This is a genomic window from Aeromonas sp. MaB10011B (assembly GCF_017939325.1).
Lineage (GTDB): Bacteria > Pseudomonadota > Gammaproteobacteria > Enterobacterales > Aeromonadaceae > Aeromonas > Aeromonas caviae.
In genome coordinates this window covers 53,908-78,278 of the sequence record NZ_JAGKRK010000040.1, presented here as the reverse complement: position 1 = coordinate 78,278, position 24,371 = coordinate 53,908, and the positions used below count along the sequence as shown (strand labels likewise).

Here is a 24,371-nt window from a genome sequence, read left to right as displayed (position 1 = left end):
CGTCATACCTCCTTGTCGCGGTTGGCGAACGTGGCCACTTCATCATCAGGATCAGCAGCAGCCGAATCGGCCCCTGCCAGGCTGTTGCCGCCGAAGCTGGGCACATCCTCGGCCGCCTGGTCTGTCTGGCTGCTCGCCCGGATCGCGGCGGCGATCTTTCCGCCAGTGGTGTCGGCGATGCGTTCGGCAGCGGCGTCGCGGATGCTGGCCGCCTTGGCCTTCGCAACGTCGCCAATGCCATGCGCCAGGTTCGCAGCCGTCGCCGCGAGAAGGCTGCCCGCACCTTGGCCGGCCTTCGAGCTGCCGGCGTCGCTGCTGGCCTTCGAGCTGGAACCGCTGCCCGAGCTGTCGGCGTGGCTGGTCTGCTGTGCCACCTTGCTCTGGCCGCTGCTGCCCGAACTGCTGGAGCTTCCCGAGTTATAGAAGCCGGCCGCCTGGCCGAGCGGCGTACTTGTGCCGGCACTGGAACCGCCGCCACCAAAGCCCGCCGCCTGCGCGAACGATCCAGCATCGGAATCACCGCCAGCACCACCACCAAACATGGGCATTCCGCCCGATTCGCCACCGGCGCTGGCCCCTGCTTTCTCGAACGCTGCTTTAATCGCCGACATGCCGCCGGCGGCCGAGGCTGCACCGCCCATCACGGCCGCGCCAGCCACGCTTGCCGCTCCGGCGGCCATGCTCGCCGCGCCCATAGCCGCACCGATGGCGGCACCTGCACCGAAGTTGCCGATGCCACCAGCGCCACCGATACCCGAGCCGGTGATGATGCCGGCGACAAGCGGGGGCACGCGATTGACCAGCATGAGCAACGCCACGCAGAAAACGAGCATCACGCCCAGCTCTTCAAAGTTCAGGGTGCCGGTGTTCATCCTGGCGTAGAAGCTGGAAAGCAGGTCGTTCCCGATGCCGACCAGGAGCACCATCGTCATGATCTGCACGGCCACGCCCAGCACGGTCTTGTAGTAGTTGATCGCCATGTCTGACGTCCAACGCGAGCCGCCGAAGCCAAGGAAGAAGATACCGGCGTACATCAGCAGCCAGCCTGACACGAGAAGCAGCAACATATTCACGGCGACAACGGCCAGCAGGATCAGGATGCCGACGCTCAAGGCCACACCGATGAAGCTATCCACGGGCGACCAGATCGACGAGTTCCTGAATGCCTGCTTCAAGATCATGAAGCCAATATCCACGATGCCCGAGGGTGTCACCGACGCCACCCCAGACGCCTGCTCACCAAGCCGGGCCAGTGACTGGATGATCGAGTTGGCGAAGGTCGGGCCATAGCGCAACAGCCAGAGGAAGAAGCCGAAGAACAGGATGAACCTGATGAACTCGGCGAAGAACTCGCCAATGTCGGCCTTGCGCAGCGCCATGAAGCCGAACGTGAAAACCAGCGAGATCGTGCCCAGCGTCCAGAACAGGAACATCGCGGCATTCATCACCACCGTCTGCCAGGACGTGGCCCGCGTGGCGAACTCCGTCACCACCTGGTCAAGCATCCCTTGGTTGGTGAGCTGGGCCGACGCGGCGGTGGAGTAAAGCGCGAGGGCGACGCCGATCAGCGCCGCCTTGTGCAGTGCTTTCATGGCTTCGCCTCCTTCTGGTCTTTCGGGTCGGCCAGTTCGAGCCAGTTCATGGGCTTCTCGGTCGGCGCGATGCCGCCGGCGGCCGGCGACCGGCGCGAGCACAGCCCGGCGAATTTCTCGCGCGTGGCCCTATCCTCGATCTTCGTGATCGCCTCAATCTGGCAATTGGTGTCATTGACCTCGGGCATGGGCGGGATGGCTGGCTTGTTGTCGCAACCAGCCACCAGCACCACCACGAGGCCGGCAAGCAGCATCGTATTCTTCATGGTGCAGGGCCTCCGTCAGCGGGTCAGTTCGAGCCAGTTTCTTGGGTTGGCCGTGCGCTCGATCCTGGATTCCCTGGAAGTCGCGCCGGCGGCCTGCTGTTGCGCCTCTACGTCGGCCTGCGCCTGCATCCTGGCGGTCGCGGCGTTCTGCTGTGCGATCAGCAGGCCACGGATTTGCAGGAGCTGGTTTGCCTGGTTGGCGGCGAGCTGGTTGGCGTAGCCGATGGCCTGCATCTGCCCGGTCGCGCCCTGCGCGGCGGACTGGAGCCGTTCGAGCTGGCGAGCATCGGCGGAAAGGTTGCGCTGCTGTTGCTCCAGGCCCTTGAAAAGCGCGTCGTTCGCCTTCTTCTGACTCTCGCTCGCCAGGCTGCGGTTTTGCTCCATCGCGGCGCGCTCGGCATCCGAGCACCCGGCGGCCGAGAAGCACGGCGAACCACGGTAGTAGGCCACATCCTGGAACTTGCCCAGGTACGCATCGACGCTGCCGAGCTGATTCCGGTAGTAGTTCAGCGTGTCGGTGGCGGCCATCAATCCGTTGATGGTGGACTGCGCCTGATCCCAGATATACGCGGCCGGGGCCATTGTGTTTTGCAGCATGTTTTCGTACTGCTGCAACTGGGTCTGGTACTGCTCGATCTGCTTGAGCGTCTGCGCCACCGACTCGATGGCCGTCATGACGTTTTGCACCAGGTTGCCGCCGTCGATGACGGGGATGCCTGCCTGCGCCGGGGTGATGATGATGCTGCCGGCCAGAGCGGCGGCGAGCGCGGTTTTAGCCGCTAAAAAACGGACGTGCTTCATGGTCGCAATCTCCATTCGATGAAAGAAAGGCAATGCCTTGACCAAGCTCGCGCTTGCCCACGGCAAGGTTTCATCGAAGAGCTACGCCACTAGCTAATCGGTATCGCCCTTGGCACTGAGGCCCGGGCTTCGGTGATTCTGTTCTCGGCCCTTACGGGGTGTCCCTGGCCTTATGCGTTCTCCCAAGAGTTGATAACGCCCAGGCTGGCGGCCTGGAAGGGGCTTGTGTCGCGTGCAGCACACGGTAATTTAGCTGCTAAAACTCTCAAGGTTCGGCCCTCGGCTGCACCACCGACTTCATGAGCCGGCTCATTTCGTCCTGGGTGGCCTCGATCCGACCCAGCAGGGCAAGGATCGTGGCATCGCCGAACCGGGCTGTGCGCGGATCGTCGGTCAGCCATAGCTTGAGCAATCCGCCCAGCCGGCCAAGGTCGCCATTCACTCGCACCAACTCGCGCACATAGTGATAGTCCATGACACCCCTGACCTGGTAGCCCTGGCCTACGTCGCGCAGGTAGCGCGCCATGCTGATTCCCGCCATCTTGGCGTTCGCCTCAATCAGTTCGCGTTCTTCTGGAAGGCAGTACACCTTGATCGGTGGGCTGCCCTTCCTGGTGATTCGATTCTCGTCGCCCATTTGTCCTCCAACCGGCGGTAGCCGGCAGCCTCGCAGAGCAGGATGCCCGTTGAGCGCCCCGCGCGAATAAGGGACAGTGAAGAAGGACAACCGGCTTGCCGGTGGGCCTACTTCACACATCCTGCCCGCCTTACGGCGTTGTTTTTGTCTCGTATGACTCATCGAATTTCGCGCTGTAACCGCACCATTGCTTCGCAACAGCGCGCCAGCAGCGAGAAAACCAACGGAAATTGCCAACGTCCGTGTGCTTGCAGCGATCCAAGAGGCCGGTAACAGCGTTTCAGCCATGCGCTTGCAGCGATTGAGCATGGGACTTTGCTCACTTCGTGCCCTGACCCGTGGAGCCAGGCGGCGCATTGGTGATGTGCTGGCGAACGTATTTCAGGAACGTCTCATAGCGGAAAGGGATTCGCCCAATCTCGCGCATGTGCTCCCAGATGATCTTGAGCGCGTAGCCGGCCTCCATCGCTTCCTTCACGTCCGCGCGCGCCGCCATGAAAGCGGCCAGGTAGTCCCTGCGCTTTATCTGCGAGGTCTGCTGCTGATGAGCGAGCCGTGCGGCCAGCTCGTCTGGATAGCTGCTTTCTGTCGTCGCCATGTCCGTAAACCTCCGTTATCAACTGAACTACTCCGAAGGTTACGGAGTGCCCGCCTACACAACATTCCAATAATTGGCCGAAACGGTTGACATGGAGCCGATGACACTGGCACGCGCATCGAAATAGGGATGGCAGCCCATTCGGCACGGAAGGTTGAACGCCAAGAGGGAGGCCGAGAGAATCCCCCGCCGCTCGGCCCCTCAAGTGTCAAAGAGTGGATCACATCGTCAGAGGCGGCGATGCGAGCTCGAGCGCCGGCGGCCGCCATCGTCGGAACTGACGATGGGGCCCTCGGTGCATCGTCGGATGTGGCGATGGTCGACCGTGGCCCGGACATGGCCAGCCTCGCCGGAAATGGCGATGCTGCAGCTCGACGTGTGCGCGAAAGAAGGGCCGGCCTCATGACGTGACCGGGAATGGATTTGAACTGTTGTATGTTGTAGCGCGCTACAACATACAACATACAACATACAACACCTGCCTATTGACACTTGAGGGGCGCAGCGTTTTAGCCGCTAAAAGAACCGCCCGGAGCTGCCCCCCCTTCTGGCGTACAACTCAACGGCCGAAGGCCGACCATCGGCAAGCGGCAAGGGCTTGGCGTCGCCCTAAAGGGCGGCGGCAAGCACCGCGCCTAGTGGATGATCTTGGAAGATCATGGATGGAATTTGCGAACTAGCCGCAAGCCCGCGCCGTTGCTGTGTTTTCCGGTTTGAGACGGGGAACGTTGCTACGGGTGAAGGGGAACATTGCTACGGAGTTTGGGGAACGTTACTACGGGCTTCGGCCTGCCAATTTCCCACTTCCCTGCCGCATACTCGCTGACCTTCCAGCCCACGGTGGCAAGCTCGGCCAGAGCCTTGCGGGCCTTCTGGCGGCGCTTCTTCATGGCCTCGGCGTTCGCCTCGTCCGGCCAGACGTAGCCAGAAAGGGTATCGAGTTCCACGCGCCCGGCTTTGCCGGGATCGATCCAGCCGCATAGCCGTTGGTGAATCAGGCGGGCCGGGTCGGTTTGTAGCGCCCGCACCTCGGCCATCTCGATGCGGGTATACGGGCGCCTCCCAAGAATCGCCTCCGCAATCTGGGGATTCAGCGCGACGAACAACCGCCCGTCCTCCTCATTGAAGGCGTAGCTCATCAGGTGAAAAGACCTTTGCCTGCTTCCCTTGCTGACTACCACCGTCACGTTTGCCATGCGCAGCAAGCTCGCCTTGATCGCCCTGATATTGTCGCCGCCATCGGTCAAGCCGATTTCGCCTAGCAGGCTGGTCATACTCTCTCTCACGACCAGCGCATCCTGCCCTACCGCGTCGAACTTCGGCTCAAGGAATAGACGGAGTTGCTTCGGCAAGTCCGCTGTTGGCTCTGGCGTCAGGATGATGCCCTTCGGTCCTCCAAGAGCCACAAGACCTTGCAGCAGCCGCATGTCATCAGCACCAAGAGGCTCGAAGCCGACGAACCGCGCTTGTTCATTTTCGGCGTAGTGATACGTCACATCGAGCTTGAGCCTCTTCCGTTCGCCGCGCTTGAGACTGCGGAACAAGCCGGGGACCAAGCAGTGCATTGGATCGTGCCTGGCATGGGTGAGGTCAAAAGCCATCGCCTCGCCTCCGACCATCACGTCTTTCCTCATTCCTGCTGGCCTCATACAGCTCCACCGGCACCAGCACGCCGCCGGCGTGCCGCATGTACCAGCGATCAAGCGGCGTGGCGTCGTAGTTCTGCTTGCTGACGCCGAAACGCACGAAGTAGCCGCGCCGCTCATCGCCGATGGGCTGCCGGTCATGGGCGCGGTCGCTGAGGCGCTTCGCCTCGTCCTCGGTCATGCGGGCGACGTAACCGCACCACCTGGCGTTGTCGATCAGCGCGGACGCGCCACGCGCGGCCTGCTGCTGGTCGGTCTGCCCTTCGCGGGCGCTGCCCTTGCTGACGTGGTGCAGGTAGAGCACGGATGCACCCGTGGTGGCAGCAACGTGCTCCAGTACGGCCACGAGGTGGGCCATGTTGCCGTTGCTGTTCTCATCGAGAGTGTGAATGCGGCTCAGGGTGTCCAGCACGATCAGCCGCGCCCCGGCACCGTCCTCAATAACGCGGCGCAAGTGGGCCTTTTTCATGATGTCCAGGCGCTTGCCCATGATCGGCTCAAGCGCGAGGTTCTCCGCGATGGCTTGACGAGCCGCGTGCCCGAGGTGCTGGCCGATGGCATGAATGCGCCGCACAAGCGCGGGCGATGGGTCTTCCCCGGCCAGATAGACCACGCGCCCGGTGTGCGCGGGAGCAAGTCCCACGAGGTCGCCGCCGGCCACGCTGCATGCGATGCTCATGGCCGCTTCCAGCGCCCAGAAGCTCTTGCCAGTGGCCCCTGGGGCGACGAGCGCGCCGACGGTTCCCGCGAGGAAGCCCGGCCATATGAAGTCCAGCACCGGCGGTTCATGCTCGAACGCCGCCAGTACATCAATCGCCATGACTCAGTTCCCCGTTCCGTACAGGGACTCGTCGCTCAATGCCTCGGCGATCTGCGAGGTTCGGAAGTAGACCCGCCGGCCGATCTTCAACCGAGCCTTGTTGATCCGCTGCGTCCACTCGTTCGTCGCGCGCAGGCTGATCCGCAATCCATCAGGCGATCGATCCAGGACAGAGGCGAGCTGCGCCATGCTCAGCAGCGGGCCAAAGCGTTGCAGCAGCGTGTCTTCTATCGTCATTGCGTAAACCTCCGTTATCAACTGAATTGCAACGAAGGTTAGGCGCTATTGGGGGTTGCCTACATCTTATTAGTTGTCCAAAATGGTTGACATGAAGAACGATCCAACCATTGTCATCTGGGAAGGCTGCGATCCCACTGTCTCGGAAGCCATCGAGCAGTTTGAGGATCGCTGGCGGCCGTATTCCGCCTCCTCGCGGCGCTACCCCATCGTTGGGCTGATACAGGAACTCATTGACCCCGCCGTGGCTGCGTACACGGCGACGCTGCCACAACGCTACTTGGGCCATATCCCCGGAGCAGGGACAGGGGTGGGCCTCAGCGGGATCATTCGACTGGTTGGACTTGATGCGATGGTTCGCATGCAGCGGCAGTTGCTGCGCCAGTTCATCAAAACGGAGGATAGGCAGACGCCAAGAGATCGGCGGTTTGTTGCGACACTCGAATCGTTGATTGGGCTTGTATGGGACTGCGCCTGCAAACGGCCGGTGAAGTCGAAGGTGCGCGACACCCGACTGAATGGCGAACGCCTCCAGGGGTTCTGCCGGTTCTGCGGATCACTCGCCGAGCTGACCTCATTCGCCGGCGGGAGCGATGATCCGAAGGCGGACGATCCAGAGGAAAAGCTTCGACTAAGCAGCCTGTATTGCCTGGATCACCGGCCTAAATTGCCGAGCGGCGCATGGAACCCTGTCTACAGACAAGCAAGGCGATCCCTCGCGCAATTCGACCTCGAACTGGCGAGACTCAACCAGCAATGCGCGAAGCCGGCCACTGCCCAAGTGAAATCGGGCGATCAACTGGTTGACAGCTACTTCTTCCACTATGTCGCGGGCCAAACCTTACAGCCGGCGGACAAGGCAGAGCTGCGCAATCAAGCACGGCTGATGGTGGACTCGAAGCTATCGGATCGCAAAAAGCAGATGCTGATGCTCCAGTGGTCTGGACTCAATCAGTCGGAGATTGCGCGAAAGCTCGGCATCGAGCGCCAAGCGGTATCGAAGGCGCTGGCGGCGATCCCCGCAATGTTCCGCTTGAGTACAAAGCCGCGCTCACGGCGTCAACCTAATTGACCAACTAATAGGACGAAACAATCCGCATTGCCAGGCACCATCAGGCACATGTTCGCAAGTGACTGAAAGAGGCCAGGGGATGCAGGCAACGACAAGCAAGACGCTCATCAATCGGAAGAAGCTACTGGCGATGATCCCGCTGTCTGAGCGCACGATCTTCAACATGGAGCAGCGCGGGGAGTTTCCGCGCCGGATCGCACTCACCAGCCGAAACGTCGCCTGGGACTTGGCCGAGGTCGAGGAATGGATAGAGGCGCGGAAGTCGTCGGGCACTCAGGCCATGCGCCCTGGCTTCACTCCGTCTGCCGTGGCCGGCGGCTCTGCTGCCCCTTTTAGCGGCTAAAACGCTGCGCCCCTCAAGTGTCAATGAAACCCGAGGCCATGCCTCGATGCTCAGGCGGCGCTGCCTAACCTGCCTTCGTCTGGTTTACACCTTCGGCCGTCTCAGCGTCCATTCGTCGATCATGTCCGCCCAGTCCTGCAACATCGCCGTGCGCTGCTCGCGGTACTCGGCCTTGTTGTAGACGGCCCTGACGCCTCTCTGCTCGTGTGCCAGGCACTTCTCGATCCAGTCCGTGTTGTAGCCGGCTTCATGCAACAACGTGCTGGCCGTGCGCCGCAAGTCATGTGGCCCGAACTTGGCGAGCGACCGCCCCTCCTTCTGCGCCAGCCGATACGTCAGCGTCAGCACCTGGTTGAGCGTGGCGCTGCTCATGGGTAAATCCGAGTCATACCGCGACGGAAGCACGTAGTCCGATCCCCCTGCGAAGGTTTTCAGGGCAATGAAGATGTCCAGCGCCTGCCGGGACAGGAACACCAGGTGCGGATTGCGCCGCTTCATCCGCTCCTTCGGGATCGTCCAAAGCGCGTCGCTGAAATTGATCTCGCTCCATGTCGCGTTAGTCAGCTCGCTCTTGCGCACCATCGTCAACAGCAGCAGCTTGGCCGCCGCCCGAATGGATGGCGCTGTGCCGATGCGCTCCATGTACTGGTACATCAGGCCGATCTCGTCGGGCGTCAGCGCACGGTCGCGCGGCTCGAACTTGGCAATGGTCGTCGGGCGCACCAGCTCGGCCGGGTTCTCGACCTTCTGGCCGCGCTCGATGGCCCAGCGAAAGACCTGGAGCACCACCTCGCGGACATGCACGGCTGTCGCCGGCGCGCCGCGCTCGACGATGGCATCGGTCAGCGCGCGCAAGTCTTCGTGGGTGATCTCCACCAGCTTCTGATTGCCGAACTTCGGCTTCAGCTCGCGCTCGTAGACCGAGCGGCGCATGTCGCGGGTGGAGTCGGCCATCTGGTAGCCGCGCAGCCACTTTTCCGCCCAGGCCCCGAACGTCTCCGCGTCCTTGACGCGGGCCTTGTCCCGCGCCTTTTCCTTGGCCGGTGACTTCCCGGCCGCGACCATCTTCTTGGCCTCGCCCAACCGCTCGCGGGCTTCCGCCAAGGTGATGCCGCCGACACCGTAGCGGCCGAAGGTGATGGTCTCCTGCCTACCGTGGATCGAGTAGTTGTAGCGGAACGAGATCGCTCCGGCGGCCGTGACGGCTACATAGAGGCCGTCACGGTCATTCACCTTGTAGAGCTTGTCCTTCGGCTTGAGGTTGCGCAGCTTGGTATCGGTCAACATGGTTCTCGCCCTGATTCAGCTCAAATACCATGATCAGAAAACCGGCCCATCCTGGCGTAAAACAACAATTAAATCATCGTCTTACACAAATTCGATACCATGAACATCCGCAAGGTGGTTGCATGGTATTGGCGACTTCTCATGGCATAGAAGCATTCAATGCCATCCATCATGCCATGAAAAAACGGTGCTTGGCGATGCCAAATGTTGCCAGGCGGTGCTGAACGAAATCACAAAAAAGCCCGCAGTGACGCGGGCTTAGGTGTGTTTTAGTGCTACTAGATGCCAGCCAGTGCCAGACGCCGGATCACTCCCACTCGATGGTTGCGGGCGGCTTGCCGGAGACGTCGTACACCACGCGGGAGATGCCGTTGATCTCGTTGATGATGCGGTTCGACACGTGGCCGAGGAAGTCGTACGGCAGGTGAGCCCAGTGGGCGGTCATGAAGTCGATGGTCTCGACGGCGCGAAGCGCAATGACCCAGTCGTACTTGCGGCCATCGCCCATGACGCCGACGGAGCGCACCGGCAGGAAGACGGCGAACGCCTGGCTGACCTGGTTGTAGAGGTCGGCCTTGCGCAGCTCTTCGATGAAGATGGCGTCAGCCTTGCGCAGCAGGTCGCAGTACTCTTTCTTCACTTCGCCAAGCACGCGCACGCCCAGGCCCGGACCCGGGAAGGGGTGACGGTAGAGCATGTCGTAGGGCAGGCCGAGTTCGAGGCCGACACGGCGCACTTCGTCCTTGAACAGCTCGCGCAGCGGCTCCACCAGCCCCATCTTCATCTCTTCCGGCAGGCCGCCGACGTTGTGGTGGGACTTGATGACGTGAGCCTTGCCGGTCTTGCTGGCAGCGGATTCGATGACGTCCGGGTAGATGGTGCCCTGGGCCAGCCACTTGGCGTTCTTGAGCTTCTTGGACTCGTCGTCGAACACTTCGACGAAGACGCGGCCGATGGTCTTGCGCTTGGCTTCCGGCTCGTCGATACCCGCGAGAGCGGAGAGGAAGCGCTCTTCGGCGTCGACCTTGATGATGTTCAGGCCGAAGTGATCGCCGAACATGTCCATCACCTGCTGGCCTTCGTTCAGGCGCAGCAGGCCGTTGTCGACGAAGACACAGGTCAGGCGATCGCCGATGGCGCGGTGCACCAGCATGGCGACCACGGAGGAGTCCACGCCGCCGGAGAGGCCCAGGATCACCTCGTCGTCACCCACCTGCTCGCGGATGCGGGCAACGGCGTCGTCGATGATGGTGGCCGGGGTCCAGAGGCACTCGCAGCCGCAGATGTCCTTGACGAAGTGCTCCAGCATGCGGGCACCCTGACGGGTGTGGGTCACTTCCGGGTGGAACTGCACGCCGTAGAAGCGCTTGGCTTCGTCGGCCATGGCGGCGTGGGGGCAGGTCGCGGTCTGGGCGATGGTGGTGAAGCCGGCGGGGATCTCGGTGACCTTGTCGCCGTGGCTCATCCAGACATCCAGCAGGGCATTGCCGTTGTCAGCAATGGCGTCTTCGATGTTGCGCAAGAGGGCGCTGGTCTTGCCGGACTGGCCCAGCACTTCGACCTGGGCGTAGCCGAATTCACGCAGGTTGGAGGACTGCACCTTGCCGCCGAGCTGCTCGGACATGGTCTGCATGCCGTAGCAGATACCGAACACCGGCACACCGGCGTTGAACACGTACTCGGGGGCGCGCGGGCTGCCCGCCTCGGTCACTGATTCCGGGCCGCCGGAGAGGATGATGCCGCTCGGGTTGAACTCGCGGATCTGCTCTTCGGTTACATCCCAGGCCCACAGCTCGCAGTAGACGCCGATTTCACGGACGCGACGGGCGATGAGCTGGGTGTACTGGGAACCGAAATCCAGGATAAGGATACGGTGGGCGTGAATGTCTTTAGTCATTTTATTCCTGCATCAGGCTGATGTTGTCACAAAAAGCACGGGATAAAAAAAGGGTGGAAAAACGGGGCGTAGAGCCCCGTTTCATCAGCCCATCCGGTAGTTGGGGGCTTCTTTGGTAATGGTCACGTCGTGAACGTGGGACTCTTTCATCCCGGCGCCCGAGATGCGCACGAACTCGGCCTTGGTGCGCATGTCGTCGATGGTCGCGCTGCCGGTCAGACCCATGGAGGAGCGCAGGCCGCCCATCTGCTGGTGGATGATCTCTTTGAGGCGGCCCTTGTACGGCACGCGCCCTTCGATCCCTTCCGGCACCAGCTTGTCGGCGGCGTTATCGGTCTGGAAGTAACGGTCGCTGGAGCCCTTGGACATGGCACCCAGAGAGCCCATGCCGCGGTAGGACTTGAAGGAGCGGCCCTGATAGAGCTCGATCTCGCCCGGCGCCTCTTCGGTACCGGCAAACATGGAGCCCACCATGACGCAGCTTGCGCCCGCGGCGATGGCCTTGGCCACGTCACCGGAGAAGCGGATGCCGCCATCGGCAATCACCGGCACGCCGGTGCCTTCCAGGGCGTCGACGGCGTCGGAGATGGCGGTGATCTGGGGCACGCCCACGCCGGTCACGATACGGGTAGTACAGATGGAGCCCGGGCCGATACCGACCTTGACGGCGTTGACACCCGCTTCCACCAGCGCCTTGGCGCCAGCGGCGGTGGCGACGTTGCCGCCGATGATTTGCAGGTCAGGATAGGCTTCACGGGTCGCCTTGATGCGATCCAGCACGCCCTGGGAGTGGCCGTGGGAGGAGTCAATCAGCAGCACGTCCACACCGGCTTCCACCAGGGCGGCGACGCGCTCTTCGTTGCCGGCACCGGCACCGACGGCGGCACCGACCCGCAGACGGCCACGCTCGTCTTTACAGGCGTTGGGCTTGCGCTCGGCTTTCTGGAAGTCCTTCACGGTGATCATGCCCTTGAGCTTGAAGTCGCCGTTGACCACCAGCACCTTCTCGATGCGATGCTTTTGCATCAGAGCCACCACCTCTTCACGAGGGGCCCCTTCACGCACGGTCACCAGACGATCTTTCTGGGTCATGATCTGTTCGACGGTCTGGGAGAGATCGATGACGAAGCGCACGTCACGGCCGGTGATGATGCCCACCAGCTGGTTGCCGTCAGTCACCACGGGGTAACCGGCGAAACCGTTCTTGTGACTCAGCTCCTTGATCTGGGCGATGGTCATGTCAGGGCGCACGGTAACGGGGTCGCTGACCACGCCGCTCTCGTACTTCTTGACCTTGCGCACTTCGGCAGCCTGCTGCTCGATGGACATGTTCTTGTGAATGAAGCCGATACCGCCTTCCTGGGCCAGTGCGATAGCCAGACGGGCTTCGGTCACTGTGTCCATGGCAGCGGAGATCATCGGGATATTCAGCGTGATCGCAGACGTGAGCTTGGTACGCAGGTCGGCGGTATTGGGGAGAACAGTGGAGTGGGCTGGAACCAACAGTACATCGTCGAAGGTCAGCGCTTCTTTGGCAATCCTGAGCATGGCAATATCTCACCGTTGAGGAGTGGGGGTGTAAAATATTGCCGACAAATTTTACTCATGCATTGGGCAGTGGTAAAGAAGTTTTTTGAATTTTTTATGGCGTAGCCCGATTTAACGCCACCAACAGGGCAAAAAACCAATAAATTCAGCCGTAACCATGCCGTTTTTCCCGACAAGATGATCTTTTTTGCCGTTGAGCCCCTTTCTGCCGCCAGTCTCCCGGAACGACCTTTTTTCCACTCACAGCCGTCAGCCAGACCGGCGGTCAGTTCCCCTGATAGCGGCCCGGCTTGTGCCAGTTCATCAGCATGGCGTTCATGGCCAGCGCACTCAGGGTTGACCAGAGCAGCAGGGGAAGCGGCAGGGTGAGCAGAGAGAGCGCAAACACCAGCACATCCAGCACCATCTGGCTCTTTCCCGCATTGATGCCGGTGCGCCGTTGCAGCCAGAGCGTCACCACGCCGGTGCCCCCCACGGAGGCATTGTGGCGCGCCAGAGACAAGACCCCCATGCCGAGGAAGGTTCCCCCCACCAGGGCGGCAAACAGGGGATGGACATAGCTCACCGTTAGCAGCAGCGGCACCGCCTGGGTGGCCGCCGAGAGGGCGACGTTGACGATCAGCGTCTTGAGGGTGAAGGCGCGCCCCATGGTGACGTAGCAGAACACCATGAAGGGCAGGTTCACCAGGAAGAAGAGCACGCCGATGGGCAGGGTGCTGACATGGGCGATCAGCAGGGCGATGCCCGCGATGCCACCGGTGATCATGCCGGAACACTTGAGCAGATTGAGCCCCACGGCGATAAACATGACCCCGAGCACCATGCCGTAGACATCGTCCTTGAGGGTATGGGCCAGCCCCCTGCCCGCAGCCGCTGGCTGCATGGTCATTTCACCTTCCATATGACTCCTTAGATCCGATGTGATGGTGGCATCCGTTGCCCGACAACCAGGCCGCGTTGGGGCTGATGGCGGCGGCCCGTTCACCTTGCCGTCCCCACCCCCCAATCTTGCGTCCCCCGCCCCCTTATGTCGCCATCGTGGGGATGACAAGGCACAGCAAAAAGAGCGCCAATCAAAACAAGAGTCCGCGATACCATAAATAATCGGATTTAAATTCTGATAAATGCGCAATGTGCAGATCGAATGCACCACTTCAGTGATCGGCCATCACAGTGGCGCAGCATGTTTACCCGAGTCACCGAGAAAGGCCTCGTGGTATCCCCTTCACAGCCCGTTTTTTCGGCAGATCATGTCGATACGATGCCGCTTTTCAGCATGGATGATGCCTGTCATGGGGTAAGCCCGAGGGCCATACGGCGTGTTTCTTCGGGGCGGGCTCCAGGGGCGGATGTGGATGGAGCGCACCAATAAAGTGCAATTGCACCAATATAGATCAACCGAGTGGCACAGTTTGCCTTGCACCGCGGCGCAAAGGCGACATGGGCACCGCTTTGCTCACTGCCACGAGCACTGCAATATGCAGAGCATGAAGTGACTCGAGCGGCGGATGCACTACTTCCCTTCCCTCTAGCCCCCTTCCCATGAGCGTGCTGGTCGCGAGTCCACAGGCCTGCCCATCCACCAGCCCCCCCAGCCAGAGTCCCATCAGGATGGGGCATCCATTCAGGCATAGGCAGAAGGCAGAATAAAAAAGTCGGCCCGAAGGCCGACTCGCTGCTCCCTGTGACAGGGCTTCCTTACTTGAGGTATTTGCCGTCAGCACCGACCTTGCCCGGGCCGTTCAGTACCCAGACCCGCGCCGAATAGGCGGGCACCGCAAAGCTCAGGCTGCCGTTGCTGACGCTCTGGCTCGCACCGGTTACCGCGTCCGTGTAGGTGCCGTTCTTCAGGCCACTCAGGTTTATCTGCTGGGCCGAGTTGGCCGCAAGGCCCACGGCGGCGTAGCTCCCTTGGGCGCTCAGATCACGCACGAAGCTGATGCCGCTCCCCCACTCGTTCACCTGGCTCATGGGCGCCTTTTGCAGGGCGGGCACCGCCTTGCGGATCTGGTTCAGGCGCTTGATGTGCTGATAGAGCGGGTGGCTCGGGGTGGCGGGGTTGTCCAGCACCTCCCCGTAGTAGGCACGACCGGTCTGATCCACCGTCATGGTGGCCCCGTCGATGTCCTGGGGCTTGCCCGCCTGGAACATCACCTCCTCCCCGTAGTAGAGGGTCGGGATCCCCCGCGCCGTCCAGAGCAGGTTGTAGGTCATGGCCGCATTGCCCTCTTCCCCGCCGTAGCGGTACTTGAAGTCGTTGTCCGGCCCCACGTCGTGGTTCTGGAAGAAGGTGATGAGCTTGGTGGCATCCCCATAGACCCAGTCCATGGCGAAGATCCCCCCTACCCCGCCAAAGTTCCCCCGGGCGACGTTGTCACGGAAGGTGGAGAACAGTGAGAAGTCCAGCACCGAGAGGCCGGAATCGCCCCCTGCACGGGGATTGGCCGGGTTGGCCGTGGTGCGGGTATACCACCAGGGGCGGATCACCGCCGAGGCATTGTCGTTGGCCAGCTCAGAGCCCCATCCGGTGCCCTTGACCAGGTTTTCGCCAAAGACGAACAGCCCCGGCTTGTGGGCCTGCCAGTCGTGGACATAGGTCAGCAGTTCGTCCCGCTCGATGTGCTTCAAGGTATCGATACGGATGGCATCGACCCCCATGTCGAGGTACTGACGAATGGCGCCGTTGAGGTAGTCCTTGACGTTCTGGTTGCCGGTGGCCAAGTCGATGCAGTCCCCCGCCATGTGCTTGCGCTGCAGGGCAAGCGGGCTCTCCCAGTCACCGCCGGACATGAAACCGTCCAGGTGATACCAGGCGGGATCCAGGGTCTGGGCGTCGATGCCGAAGAAGCGGTTGGGGTTGTAGCCTGCGCTCGGCACGGTGGCGCCGGTCTTGGGATCTACCAGGGGCTGGGTGCCCGCCGGATCCGACTGGCAGCGGGCCTTGTACCAGTCGGGAGCCGCCGGGTTGTCGTCGTCACAGCGGTTGGCACTGGCGTAGTCCCCAAGATTGCCCTGATAGGGACCATTGTTGATGAGTCCCTGGCTCGACCCCGCCGGTACGTAGTATTTGACGGGCAGGCGATCGATCCAGGTCTTGCCGCGCAGGCCGTACTGGCTCGAGTGGTTGAGCACCACGTCCTGGATCACCTTGAGCCCCTTGGCGTGGGCCGCCTGGATGAACTCCCGGTAACCCGCCCCCGGCGACTCCAGACGGGGATCGACCCGGTAGAAGTCGTAGGCTTGACATCCTCCCCCACCTTAGCGCTTCGCGTCACAGGAGGGGGATCCCCATTACTGGGTGATAGCTGCTCGCGCAGTACCGGGTTCCTGCTTCATCGGGCGGCCTGATTGCACCGCGCCTCCACAGGCTAAAACGGCGTGTCCCGCCGCTAAAATATTGCGAGCGCCGTTCACATCGGCGTTCGCCTCATAATCACACGCAGCGCATTTAAACTGGCTTTGCGTCTGGCGGTTATCCTTCGCAGTATGCCCACAACAGGCGCACTGCTGGCTGGTGTAGGCCGGGTTTATCGCCAACACCTGACCACCTCGCCATGCCTGCTTGTATTCGAGCTGGCGGCGCAGCTCAAACCAGCCCTGATCTAATATCGAACGATTCAGCCCTGATTTTGCCCGGACGTTGCGCCCCGGCTGACTGGTCGTGCCCGCTGCTGATTTTGACATGCTGGCAACCTTCAAATCCTCAATGACGATCATCGCGTGGTTTTTGCTGATAGTCGTTGTGACCTTGTGAAGGTAATCGCGGCGGGTGTTGGCGATATGTGAGTGCAGCCGCTGGATCTTGGCTTTTTGTTTCTTCCAGTTGCTGCTGAACTTTACCTTTTTGCTCAACTGGCGTTGGAGCCTTGCCAGCTTGGTCTGATTGGTTTTGAAGCTGTTGACGGGCTCAAACACCGTGCCATCTGACAGGGTTGCGAGCTTGGCGATCCCCGCATCCAGCCCGACCATTGAGCCGGAGGGGTGAATTGGCTCGGACGTCTCCTGCTCGACCTGAAAGGAGATATACCAATCCCCGGCTGCTTGGCTGACGGTCGCGTTTTTAATTTTTCCTTCAACTGGCTGGGACTGGCGAAACTTGACCCACGCCAGCCCGGCAGGCAGCTTCACGCGACCTTTTTCAAGGCGGCAATACTTGTCAAAGTTGACGAAGCGGATCGAGTCGCGGTTGTCGCTTTTCTTCTTGAAAACGGGAGCCTTGGCGGCGAGTTTTTTATCAAAGCAGCGCATCCACGCGCCGTGCAAGTCTTTGAGTTTCTGCTGGAGGTTGTCGGTATATGCCTCGGTCAGAAAGGCCATTTCTGGGTCTTTCTTCCAACTGGTGAGCATCCGGTTCAGCTCAAAGGCAGAAGGTAGTTTTTCGCCAGCATCCAGAATGCGCTTTGTCTCTGCCAGCCCGTGATTCCAGACATAACGAGCACAACCGCCCAACTGGCGCAGGCGTTGCGCTTGTTGGGCGGTCGGTTCGAGTCGGAACTTGTAGGCTTTCAGAATTTGCATTTAGCGCTCAGTGTGTAGCATTATTGCCATATCTATTAAGCCCGATTGAGTGACAGAATGCAATTCACTAAAATTAATAAATCACGCCATGCGACCTACGTTTTGCACGTACATTTGGTGTTTATCACCAAGTATCGAAAGCCGATATTGGGGGATCTGCATCACGCTTCATTCGGTCAGTGTGCGGCAGAGGTTTGCAGAGATTTTGGTGCGGAACTGAAAGAGTGTGACGGAGAGGCTGATCATGTTCACATGCTGATAGAGTACGGCCCAACAGTGCAGCTATCGGTGCTGGTGAACTCGTTAAAGGCGGTCACATCAAGGCGACTGCGTAATGAATTTCTGGACTTGAGGGGTGCTTACAGCAAACCCGTACTCTGGTCACGCTCTTACTTTGCGGGCTCTTGCGGCGGTGCGCCGTTAGAGGTGATCAAGCAATACATTCAAAACCAGCGGGGCTGACGCCCCGGCGAAATTCCCCTCCCACCTACGTCGGAGGGAGTCCCCTTTCGCATTTAAGATGGTAGCCGTGGTAGTCGAGGCCGGAGCGGTTCTCCACCGGCGGCGTCACCCAGATGGCGGTGAAGCCGAGATCCTTGATGTAGTCGAGCTTGGCGATCAAACCCTTGAAGTCGCCACGCCACTGGGGATCCCCCGCCTTGTAGCGATCCCGGTTATGGTAGTTGTTGCCGGCATCGCCGTCATAGAAGCGGGCCGTCAGCAGGAAGTAGATGCTCTCGGCGCGAAAATCGCCGCTCGCCACCCCCTGCTCGCCGATACGGTACTCGAAGCGCTGCTCCCGCTGGTTGCCGCTCTCGTCCACCGCGAGGGTGCGGATCACCAGGTCCGTGCCGCTCCCCTTGTCGTTCGCCACCAGGGGCTGGCCTGCATAACAGGCCGACGCCGTGGTGGGCTGGCTGCCGTCCGTGGTGAAATGCACGGCGGGGGCGGCGTCCTGATCGTCGCTCACTCCCAGGGTGATGGACTGGCTGTCCACATAACTCCCCGGCGCCGGGGTAGCGGTCACCGTGGGGGCCTGCACATCTGCCCCCGCCAGGGTCTCGAGTTCAACGACCTTGCGCTGGCTGTCAAAGCAGATGCGATAGCGGGTGTTGGCGCTGACCAGGTAATCCTGGGCAGGATAGGCCTCGGTCCAGTCCCCCTTGTGGTCAATCTTGAAGCGGGGGTTGCTGCTGCCAAACGCCTGCTCGGTGCAGAAGGTGGTGCCATCCTCGGTTGTCATGGGGGTGAGACCCCAGTTATTGGGGGTACCGCGGAAGTACCAGCTGTCGCCGCTCTGTCCGGCGGCCACCACCACGCTCACGCTGCTGCTGCCCTTGGCCCCCTGATCGTCGGTGACCGTGAGGCCATAGGTGAAGGTGCCCGTCTGTGCCGTGTTGACGACCATGCTCTCCGTGGTCTCGCCGCTGCTCCACAGATAGCTCGCTATCTGACCGTCGGGATCCGTGGAGTCACTGCCGCTCAGGGTGAGCGCCGCACCCTGGGCCACGTTCACCGTGCCCCCCGGGGTGATGACCGCAAGCGGCGGCTGGTTGTCATCCCCAAGCGGCACGATGCTGTAGGCCAGGGTCTGGTCATTGACCTGGATGCGCACCGTGCCGGTGCCGTTCCAGAAGATGTCGCCGTCGCCGTTGCTGTCCCCGAAGTTGATGGCCCAGTCGCCGGCCTGATCAAACTTCAGGCGCTGGCTCGCCTTGCCATCCATGTAGGCCTCGGCCTGCCACAGGTGATCCCCTATCAGGGTCATGGGGAGGCTGGCCCAGCCGTTGAAGGTGCCGCGCACATTGAGCTGCGGCAGAGTGCTTGCAAACCCCGAGGCCTCGCAACTGGCGACCGCCGTCGTGCTCACCGCCTGGGTCGTGGCGTTGATGCGGATCTGGTACGCCGTGTTGGCATTGACCCCGTAGTCGGCCGCCGGGTAGCTCTGCTGCCAGTTGCCGTACCTGTCTATCTTGAAGCGCGGCCCGCCACTGGCGTCGCCGCTCACGAAGCGCTAGCAGGTTTCAAAATTGACGCCGTCGGTCGACGCCATGGCGGTCGCCGCCCATCCATTTGCGGTGCCCCGGAAGAACCACTCCGCCGCCATCCCGGGCGGCGTGATCATGGTCCCCAACATTCCGGCCACGAGTATCCATCTAGCCATTGATAGTCCTTTGTTTTTCATTGTGTTGTGTGTGATGCCGGTGTGCCCCGGCATTCCCCCATCCGCGACGTCCCGCCTTCAGATGAGCCCGACCAGTCTAGAAGTCGCCGTGGTCGATTCGTGGCCATAAGGTGCGAAATGTGACCGCCATAGACCAGGAAATAAGCTGTATGTGATTGATAGCGCTTTCATTTCTGGGCATGGGGTCGAACTTCCCAGGATAGAGAGGCGCTCCCCGTGACGGCCGTATCGGGGGGTAGGATCAGCGCTCTGCACGGCGCCGTTGCCATTGGGGGCTCTTGCCGCCATGATGCAGGGCCGCCCTTGCCATCCCGGGCACCGGGCGGCTCATTCAAGGAGAGACGATGAGACCATCGGATTATGGGAGGCTGCTGGCGCTGGCCGCCATCTGGGGCGCCAGCTTCCTGTTCATGCGCATCGCGGCGCCGGCGTTCGGCTCCATCAACACCACCTTCCTGCGGGTCTTCTTCGCCCTCGTCGGGCTCGCCGCCATGCTCCTGCTGCTGCGCACCCCCATGCAGTTTCACGGCAAGCTGAAAGCCATCATGGTGCTCGGCATCATCAACTCCGGCGTGCCCTTCCTGATGTACGCCGTGGCGGCCCTCTGGCTGCCCGCCGGCTACTCGGCCATCCTCAACGCCACCACGCCGCTGATGGGGGCCCTCATTGGCTTCTCCTTCTTTCACGAGGAGCTGACCTTGCGCAAGTGGGCCGGGGTCATGCTGGGGCTGGTGGGCATCGGGCTCATCACCACCACGGGGGAGGTCGACCTGAGCGGTCAGCTCGCCATCGGGGTGCTGGCCTGCCTCATCGCCACCGCCTGCTACGGCTGCGCTGGCTTCCTGACGAGGCGCTGGATCACCGAGCGGGGCGGACTGGACGCGAAGCTGGTGGCCTTCGGCAGCCAGATCGGGGCCGTCCTCTTCCTGCTCCCCTTCTTCGGCTACAGCCTGACGAGCGGGCCCGCCGTCGACTGGGCCCAGCCTGGGGTCTGGGCCAGCGTGCTGGCGGTCGGGCTCCTCTGCACCGCCTTCGCCTATCTGCTCTATTTCAGGCTGATCGCCGACATCGGGCCCCTGCGCTCCCTCACGGTCACCTTCCTCATCCCGCCGTTCGGCATCCTCTGGGGCTATCTGGTGCTTGGCGAAACCCTCACCGGCGGCTTCGTGCTCGGCGGCGCCGTGGTCTGCCTCGCGGTCTGGCTGGTGACCAGCCACGCCAAGCCGGCCAGGGCGCAGGAGTAGGGCAAAGCCTCATCTGTCGGGCCCCATGGCTCGGCAGATGGGCACAACTGGGGTAAGATGGCCCCCATCGTTTCTCCCGCCCCGGCGGACACCACAGCAGGGCCAGCCTTGAATCAGCTCAACCAATCCAGCCAGAACAAGCAGCAGATCTTTACCGTCACCCGCCTCAACAGCGCCGTGCGCATGATCCTGGAGCAGGATCTGGGGCTGGTGTGGCTGACCGGGGAGCTCTCCAACCTCGCGATGCCAAGCTCGGGCCACTGGTACTTCTCCTTGAAGGACATGTCGGCCCAGGTGCGCTGCGCCATGTTCAAGGGCAACAACCGCCGGGTGCCGTTCCGCCCCCAGGACGGCATGCAGGTGCTGGTGCAGGCCCGGGTCTCCCTCTATGAGCCCCGGGGCGACTATCAGCTCATCATCGAGTCGATGCAACCCGCCGGGGACGGCATGCTGGCCCTGCGCTTCGAGGAGCTCAAGCGCCGCCTCGGGGCCGAGGGGCTGTTCGACGAGGGGGCCAAGCGCCCCCTGCCCCGCGAGCCCCGCGCCGTGGGTCTGGTCACCTCGGCCACCGGCGCCGCCCTGCACGACATGCTGACCGTCTTGCGCCGCCGCGCCCCGGACTTGCCCGTCTTCATCTACCCGACCCTGGTGCAGGGCAGCGCCGCCACCGCCCAGATCGTCTCGGCGATCATGCTTGCCAACCGGCGCGCCGAGGTGGATGTGCTCATCGTCGGGCGCGGCGGCGGGTCACTGGAGGATCTCTGGTGCTTCAACGAGGAGGCGGTGGCCCGTGCCATCCACGGCTCCGCCATCCCCGTGGTGAGCGCCGTGGGTCACGAGGTTGACGTCACCATCAGCGACTTTGCCGCTGACTTGCGCGCCCCCACCCCCTCCGCCGCCGCCGAGCTGGTGGCGCCGGACAGGAGTGCCCGCGCCCAGCGCCTCGTGCACCTGCGCCAGCGGCTCACCCAGGCCATGAACCGCCACCAGACCGCCGCCCGCCACGGCTTCGCCCTGCTGCAAAAGCGGCTCGACCACCAGGATCCCAAGCGCCGGCTGGAGCAGCAGTCCCAGCGCCTCGACGAGCTGTCCGCCCGCCTGCAGCAACTGCTGGCAAGCCGCCTGCATCAGGGGGAGCGACGCCTGGCCAATCTTGAGCTGCGCCTGCAGGCCAAAAGCCCCGAGAAGCTGCTGGCCGCCGGCAAGCGCCGCCACCAGCTCGCGGAGGAGCGGCTCCATGCCCTGATTGCCCGGCGCCAGGATGTGGCCGGACACCGCCTCGCCATGCTGAGCGCACGCCTCGACGGGGTCAGCCCGCTGGCCACCCTGGGACGCGGCTACGCCATCGTACGCACCCCGACCGGCGAGGTGATCAGCCGCGCCGCTCAGGTGAACGTCGGCCAGCCCCTGGTCACCACCCTGGCCGAGGGCCAGCTGCGGGTGCGCGTGGAAGAGGTGCACAACCCCTAACCCAGCGGGGGCACTCATGGCGCCCCCGCTGCACTGCACTTCACCTCCCTCTCCCACCCTCTACACCAAGGTGGGGTGTACCGCCGCCCGGTTGCCGGATGACCCGGCGCCCCCCTGCTCCCCCGCCAGCGGGTTGCGTTGCACGTATTCAAACAGCCCGGCCTGCAGATTGACGTTCCAGAAGCGTCCCGCCAGGGTGAGCTCAAGGCGCTCCTGACCGAGCTCGGCCAGTCCGTGCGCCTGCCAGCGCTCGAACAGCGGCAGCAAATGGGCCCGCAGCGGCGCAGGCAGGCACGTCAGATCCAGCCAGCCCGCGTCCAGGCCTCCCCGCAGCAGACCGTCGATGCGCACATCGGGGGTCTGCCCCATCACCATGCCTGGGGGGCGTCGCCCTTCGGCCAGCGCCTCGTGCCAGGCGGCCAGATCCCGCCCCTGCATCAGGCCGTGGCCGTGAATGTTGCCCCCCGCCCCCGCCCCGAAGGGAAGGATCTCGGCGCCGCACTTCGCCATCTGGTTGTAACGGCTGCGCTCGGCGGGGGTGCGCCGCCAGTGGCTGCAGGAGAGGCGCTGCCAGCCTCCCGCCTCCAGCGTTTGGGCGCCCTGGGCATACATGGCAGCCCGCTGCGGGCCATCGGCGGCCCAGCCCAATGTCCCCTTCTCCCCGGCGCGGGCCAGGTTGGTGCCCGCCATGGCGATGAGCTGGTAGAGATCCACCCCGTGCACGCCGCTCGCCATCACGTCCGCAACGTCCTGGCGCCACACGAAGTCGTCCTGGCCGGGCAGACCGAAGATGAGATCCGCCGCGATGACGGCCTCGTCGTGGCGGGTCAACGCCCCTAGCCGGGCCAACAGGGTCTCCCTGTCGTCGAAGCGGGCCGCCTGCTGGCGCACGCGAGTATCAAAGCTCTGCACCCCGAACGAGAAGCGGTTGAAGCCCCCCGCCAGCGCGGTCTCCCACTTGGCGTCATCGAAACCGTTGAGGCGCCCCTCCAGGGTCAGCTCCACATCCGAAGTCAGGGGGAAGCGACCAATGGCATTGGCCAGCAGAGCCAGATCGCCCGCCGCCATGTCGGTGGGCGTGCCCCCGCCCACATAGACGGCGGAGAAGGACTGGCTCTGCACCAAGGGGGTCTTGGCCGCCCTGGTCAGCTGCTCGCAGAGGGCCGCCATATAGCGGCTCATGCGCGCCGGATTGGCGCCATTTTCGAAGAAGTTGCAGAAGCTGCAGCGCTTGCGGCAAACGGGACGTGGATGTAGAGCGCCCGCGCCTCGGCCTGGCTCGGTTGCTGCCACCAAGCCTGCCAGCCCGCCTCGTCGAGCATCAGGGGCCCGGCACCGCCGCGGCTGGCGTGGGCTGAGGTCTTGGCGGTGAAGGCGAATGCGAGGGGATCCGGGGTCGCAAGACCCGTCATGGTCGGGGTAAACAGGGGGGTCATCACTGTGGCTACCATCTGCAAATAATGCAAATGATAACCAATATCAACAAAGCCACCCTTGTGCTGGATCAAGTTCTGGACCTGGGTGCTCAGCCAGGATTCTCAGGAGCGGAGGAGGTTCAACGCCGTCGAAGCGGGTGCGGAAACAGCGGGATGAATAGAAGAAAGGGAAGGACAATGCTGGAGGAGGAAGAGAGCCACTCCCCGGCAGGAGAGTGGTATCACACACGCAGTCGGACATCAGAGACAGCCTCGTCATGCCGACGCAGGGACAAAATGGCTCAGCCGTTGTCGATGACGATGGCGACCCGGCGATTCTCCGCTCGTCCGGCGGCGGTGCCGTTGTCGGCGATGGGCGCCGCTTCACCCCGGCCGCGGATGTCCAGGTTCGCAGGTGGCATGCCCACCGACATCAGGACATCGGCCACGGAGCGGGCCCGTTTGAGCGAGAGCTGCTCGTTGTAGCTCGCCTCCCCGTTGGAGTCGGTGTGGCCGTCCACCCTGGCCCGGTTCAGACCGACGCCGATGAGGGTCTTGCCAAGACGCTCCACCACCAGGCGGGTCTGGGGAGTGAGGGCCCCGACATTGTTGGCAAACAGCACCTTGTTGGAGATATCCAGGGTCCAGCCCTCATCGGTCAGCTGAAATCCCTGCTCCCTGAGGGTGGCGATCTGCTCCGCCGTGAGCCCCTGGGGCGCACTCTGACACCCGGCCAGCACTCCCAGCAGCAGCGCAACAAGCCCGATTTTTAGCGCCTTCAAAATGATCATTGTT

The 24,371-nt window shown here is 62.7% G+C and carries 21 protein-coding genes and 1 pseudogene; 5 read left to right on the top strand and 17 right to left on the bottom strand.

Features of this window, described 5'->3' with window-relative positions:
• Nucleotides 1–2 precede the first annotated feature (2 nt).
• The 8 genes from trbL to J9893_RS11790 form a co-directional block, all read right to left on the bottom strand.
• A complete protein-coding gene (gene trbL, locus J9893_RS11825; RefSeq protein ID WP_022579747.1) occupies nt 3–1,592 on the bottom strand; it encodes a P-type conjugative transfer protein TrbL in 1,590 nt (529 codons plus the stop codon).
• Nucleotides 1,589–1,858 carry an entry exclusion lipoprotein TrbK gene (gene trbK / locus J9893_RS11820; RefSeq protein WP_022579748.1) on the bottom strand — a complete coding sequence of 90 codons (270 nt, stop codon included), beginning with the start codon at nt 1,856–1,858 and terminating at the stop codon, nt 1,589–1,591. Before trbK ends, trbL begins: the two co-directional genes overlap by 4 nt.
• Before the next feature lie 15 nt (nt 1,859–1,873).
• A complete protein-coding gene (gene trbJ / locus J9893_RS11815; protein ID WP_022579749.1) occupies nt 1,874–2,659 on the bottom strand; it encodes a P-type conjugative transfer protein TrbJ in 786 nt (261 codons plus the stop codon).
• 265 nt (nt 2,660–2,924) lie between these two features.
• The gene (gene traJ / locus J9893_RS11810) at nt 2,925–3,296 is read right to left on the bottom strand and encodes a conjugal transfer transcriptional regulator TraJ (protein WP_022579750.1); all 372 of its coding nucleotides are present in this window, start codon (nt 3,294–3,296) and stop codon (nt 2,925–2,927) included.
• A 319-nt stretch (nt 3,297–3,615) separates the two neighbouring features.
• Nucleotides 3,616–3,894 (bottom strand): TraK family protein, encoded by a 279-nt coding sequence (locus J9893_RS11805; RefSeq protein WP_022579751.1) that lies wholly within the window; start codon nt 3,892–3,894, stop codon nt 3,616–3,618.
• 731 nt (nt 3,895–4,625) lie between these two features.
• Nucleotides 4,626–5,513, bottom strand: a complete 888-nt coding sequence (gene repC, locus J9893_RS11800; protein ID WP_022579752.1) for a replication protein C, IncQ-type — start codon at nt 5,511–5,513, stop codon at nt 4,626–4,628.
• Nucleotides 5,485–6,360 carry a helicase RepA family protein gene (locus J9893_RS11795; RefSeq protein WP_210600490.1) on the bottom strand — a complete coding sequence of 292 codons (876 nt, stop codon included), beginning with the start codon at nt 6,358–6,360 and terminating at the stop codon, nt 5,485–5,487. Before J9893_RS11795 ends, repC begins: the two co-directional genes overlap by 29 nt.
• Nucleotides 6,361–6,363: 3 nt before the next feature.
• Nucleotides 6,364–6,597, bottom strand: a complete 234-nt coding sequence (locus tag J9893_RS11790) for a hypothetical protein (RefSeq protein ID WP_022579754.1) — start codon at nt 6,595–6,597, stop codon at nt 6,364–6,366.
• 91 nt (nt 6,598–6,688) lie between these two features.
• On the opposite strand from J9893_RS11790, the gene J9893_RS11785 reads away from it, so the two are divergent.
• Together J9893_RS11785 and J9893_RS11780 are read left to right on the top strand one after the other, a co-directional pair.
• Nucleotides 6,689–7,669, top strand: a complete 981-nt coding sequence (locus J9893_RS11785; protein WP_022579755.1) for a hypothetical protein — start codon at nt 6,689–6,691, stop codon at nt 7,667–7,669.
• 79 nt (nt 7,670–7,748) lie between these two features.
• Nucleotides 7,749–8,012: an AlpA family phage regulatory protein gene (locus J9893_RS11780; protein WP_022579756.1), complete on the top strand. Its 264-nt coding sequence runs from the start codon at nt 7,749–7,751 to the stop codon at nt 8,010–8,012.
• A gap of 84 nt (nt 8,013–8,096) precedes the next feature.
• Here J9893_RS11780 and J9893_RS11775 read toward each other — a convergent pair whose 3' ends face one another.
• The 6 genes from J9893_RS11775 to J9893_RS11750 all read right to left on the bottom strand — a co-directional run bounded on the left by J9893_RS11775 (nt 8,097) and on the right by J9893_RS11750 (nt 17,262).
• Nucleotides 8,097–9,299, bottom strand: coding sequence for a site-specific integrase (locus J9893_RS11775; protein WP_022579757.1), 1,203 nt, complete (start codon nt 9,297–9,299; stop codon nt 8,097–8,099).
• 307 nt (nt 9,300–9,606) lie between these two features.
• A complete protein-coding gene (guaA, locus tag J9893_RS11770; RefSeq protein WP_010674550.1) occupies nt 9,607–11,196 on the bottom strand; it encodes a glutamine-hydrolyzing GMP synthase in 1,590 nt (529 codons plus the stop codon).
• A gap of 84 nt (nt 11,197–11,280) precedes the next feature.
• Nucleotides 11,281–12,744: an IMP dehydrogenase gene (gene guaB / locus J9893_RS11765; RefSeq protein ID WP_010674549.1), complete on the bottom strand. Its 1,464-nt coding sequence runs from the start codon at nt 12,742–12,744 to the stop codon at nt 11,281–11,283.
• Between the two features lie 265 nt (nt 12,745–13,009).
• Complete coding sequence (locus J9893_RS11760; protein ID WP_010674548.1) at nt 13,010–13,645, bottom strand: YitT family protein; 636 nt, start codon at nt 13,643–13,645, stop codon at nt 13,010–13,012.
• A gap of 797 nt (nt 13,646–14,442) precedes the next feature.
• A complete protein-coding gene (locus J9893_RS11755; protein ID WP_232048251.1) occupies nt 14,443–15,891 on the bottom strand; it encodes an alpha-amylase family glycosyl hydrolase in 1,449 nt (482 codons plus the stop codon).
• A 144-nt stretch (nt 15,892–16,035) separates the two neighbouring features.
• Complete coding sequence (locus J9893_RS11750) at nt 16,036–17,262, bottom strand: RNA-guided endonuclease TnpB family protein (RefSeq protein ID WP_143237454.1); 1,227 nt, start codon at nt 17,260–17,262, stop codon at nt 16,036–16,038.
• 57 nt (nt 17,263–17,319) lie between these two features.
• On the opposite strand from J9893_RS11750, the gene tnpA reads away from it, so the two are divergent.
• Entirely contained in the window at nt 17,320–17,724 is a 405-nt protein-coding gene (gene tnpA, locus J9893_RS11745; protein ID WP_103261846.1) for an IS200/IS605 family transposase, read from the top strand.
• Between the two features lie 25 nt (nt 17,725–17,749).
• On the opposite strand, the gene J9893_RS11740 is transcribed toward tnpA, so the two are convergent.
• A complete protein-coding gene (locus J9893_RS11740) occupies nt 17,750–19,270 on the bottom strand; it encodes an alpha-amylase family glycosyl hydrolase (RefSeq protein WP_328222580.1) in 1,521 nt (506 codons plus the stop codon).
• Nucleotides 19,271–19,791: 521 nt separating this feature from the next.
• Between J9893_RS11740 and J9893_RS11735 the strand changes: the two genes are divergently transcribed.
• The gene (locus J9893_RS11735; protein ID WP_052815263.1) at nt 19,792–20,691 is read left to right on the top strand and encodes a DMT family transporter; all 900 of its coding nucleotides are present in this window, start codon (nt 19,792–19,794) and stop codon (nt 20,689–20,691) included.
• A gap of 108 nt (nt 20,692–20,799) precedes the next feature.
• Nucleotides 20,800–22,161, top strand: coding sequence for an exodeoxyribonuclease VII large subunit (xseA, locus tag J9893_RS11730; RefSeq protein ID WP_052815262.1), 1,362 nt, complete (start codon nt 20,800–20,802; stop codon nt 22,159–22,161).
• Nucleotides 22,162–22,221: 60 nt separating this feature from the next.
• Here the strand turns inward: xseA and hutW are convergent.
• Both hutW and J9893_RS11720 read right to left on the bottom strand, forming a co-directional pair.
• Nucleotides 22,222–23,597 (bottom strand): annotated as a pseudogene (gene hutW / locus J9893_RS11725) (heme anaerobic degradation radical SAM methyltransferase ChuW/HutW).
• A 281-nt stretch (nt 23,598–23,878) separates the two neighbouring features.
• Complete coding sequence (locus tag J9893_RS11720) at nt 23,879–24,367, bottom strand: OmpA family protein (protein ID WP_043760992.1); 489 nt, start codon at nt 24,365–24,367, stop codon at nt 23,879–23,881.
• Between the last annotated feature and the right edge of the window lie 4 nt (nt 24,368–24,371).

Coding starts and splice junctions, on each gene's coding strand:
- trbL (WP_022579747.1), bottom strand. CDS start 1,592: ATGAAAGCACTGCACAAGGCGGCGCTGATCGGCGTCGCCCTCGCGCTT.
- trbK (WP_022579748.1), bottom strand. CDS start 1,858: ATGAAGAATACGATGCTGCTTGCCGGCCTCGTGGTGGTGCTGGTGGCT.
- trbJ (WP_022579749.1), bottom strand. CDS start 2,659: ATGAAGCACGTCCGTTTTTTAGCGGCTAAAACCGCGCTCGCCGCCGCT.
- traJ (WP_022579750.1), bottom strand. CDS start 3,296: ATGGGCGACGAGAATCGAATCACCAGGAAGGGCAGCCCACCGATCAAG.
- J9893_RS11805 (WP_022579751.1), bottom strand. CDS start 3,894: ATGGCGACGACAGAAAGCAGCTATCCAGACGAGCTGGCCGCACGGCTC.
- repC (WP_022579752.1), bottom strand. CDS start 5,513: ATGGTCGGAGGCGAGGCGATGGCTTTTGACCTCACCCATGCCAGGCAC.
- J9893_RS11795 (WP_210600490.1), bottom strand. CDS start 6,360: ATGGCGATTGATGTACTGGCGGCGTTCGAGCATGAACCGCCGGTGCTG.
- J9893_RS11790 (WP_022579754.1), bottom strand. CDS start 6,597: ATGACGATAGAAGACACGCTGCTGCAACGCTTTGGCCCGCTGCTGAGC.
- J9893_RS11785 (WP_022579755.1), top strand. CDS start 6,689: ATGAAGAACGATCCAACCATTGTCATCTGGGAAGGCTGCGATCCCACT.
- J9893_RS11780 (WP_022579756.1), top strand. CDS start 7,749: ATGCAGGCAACGACAAGCAAGACGCTCATCAATCGGAAGAAGCTACTG.
- J9893_RS11775 (WP_022579757.1), bottom strand. CDS start 9,299: ATGTTGACCGATACCAAGCTGCGCAACCTCAAGCCGAAGGACAAGCTC.
- guaA (WP_010674550.1), bottom strand. CDS start 11,196: ATGACTAAAGACATTCACGCCCACCGTATCCTTATCCTGGATTTCGGT.
- guaB (WP_010674549.1), bottom strand. CDS start 12,744: ATGCTCAGGATTGCCAAAGAAGCGCTGACCTTCGACGATGTACTGTTG.
- J9893_RS11760 (WP_010674548.1), bottom strand. CDS start 13,645: ATGGAAGGTGAAATGACCATGCAGCCAGCGGCTGCGGGCAGGGGGCTG.
- J9893_RS11750 (WP_143237454.1), bottom strand. CDS start 17,262: ATGCAAATTCTGAAAGCCTACAAGTTCCGACTCGAACCGACCGCCCAA.
- tnpA (WP_103261846.1), top strand. CDS start 17,320: ATGCAATTCACTAAAATTAATAAATCACGCCATGCGACCTACGTTTTG.
- J9893_RS11735 (WP_052815263.1), top strand. CDS start 19,792: ATGAGACCATCGGATTATGGGAGGCTGCTGGCGCTGGCCGCCATCTGG.
- J9893_RS11720 (WP_043760992.1), bottom strand. CDS start 24,367: ATGATCATTTTGAAGGCGCTAAAAATCGGGCTTGTTGCGCTGCTGCTG.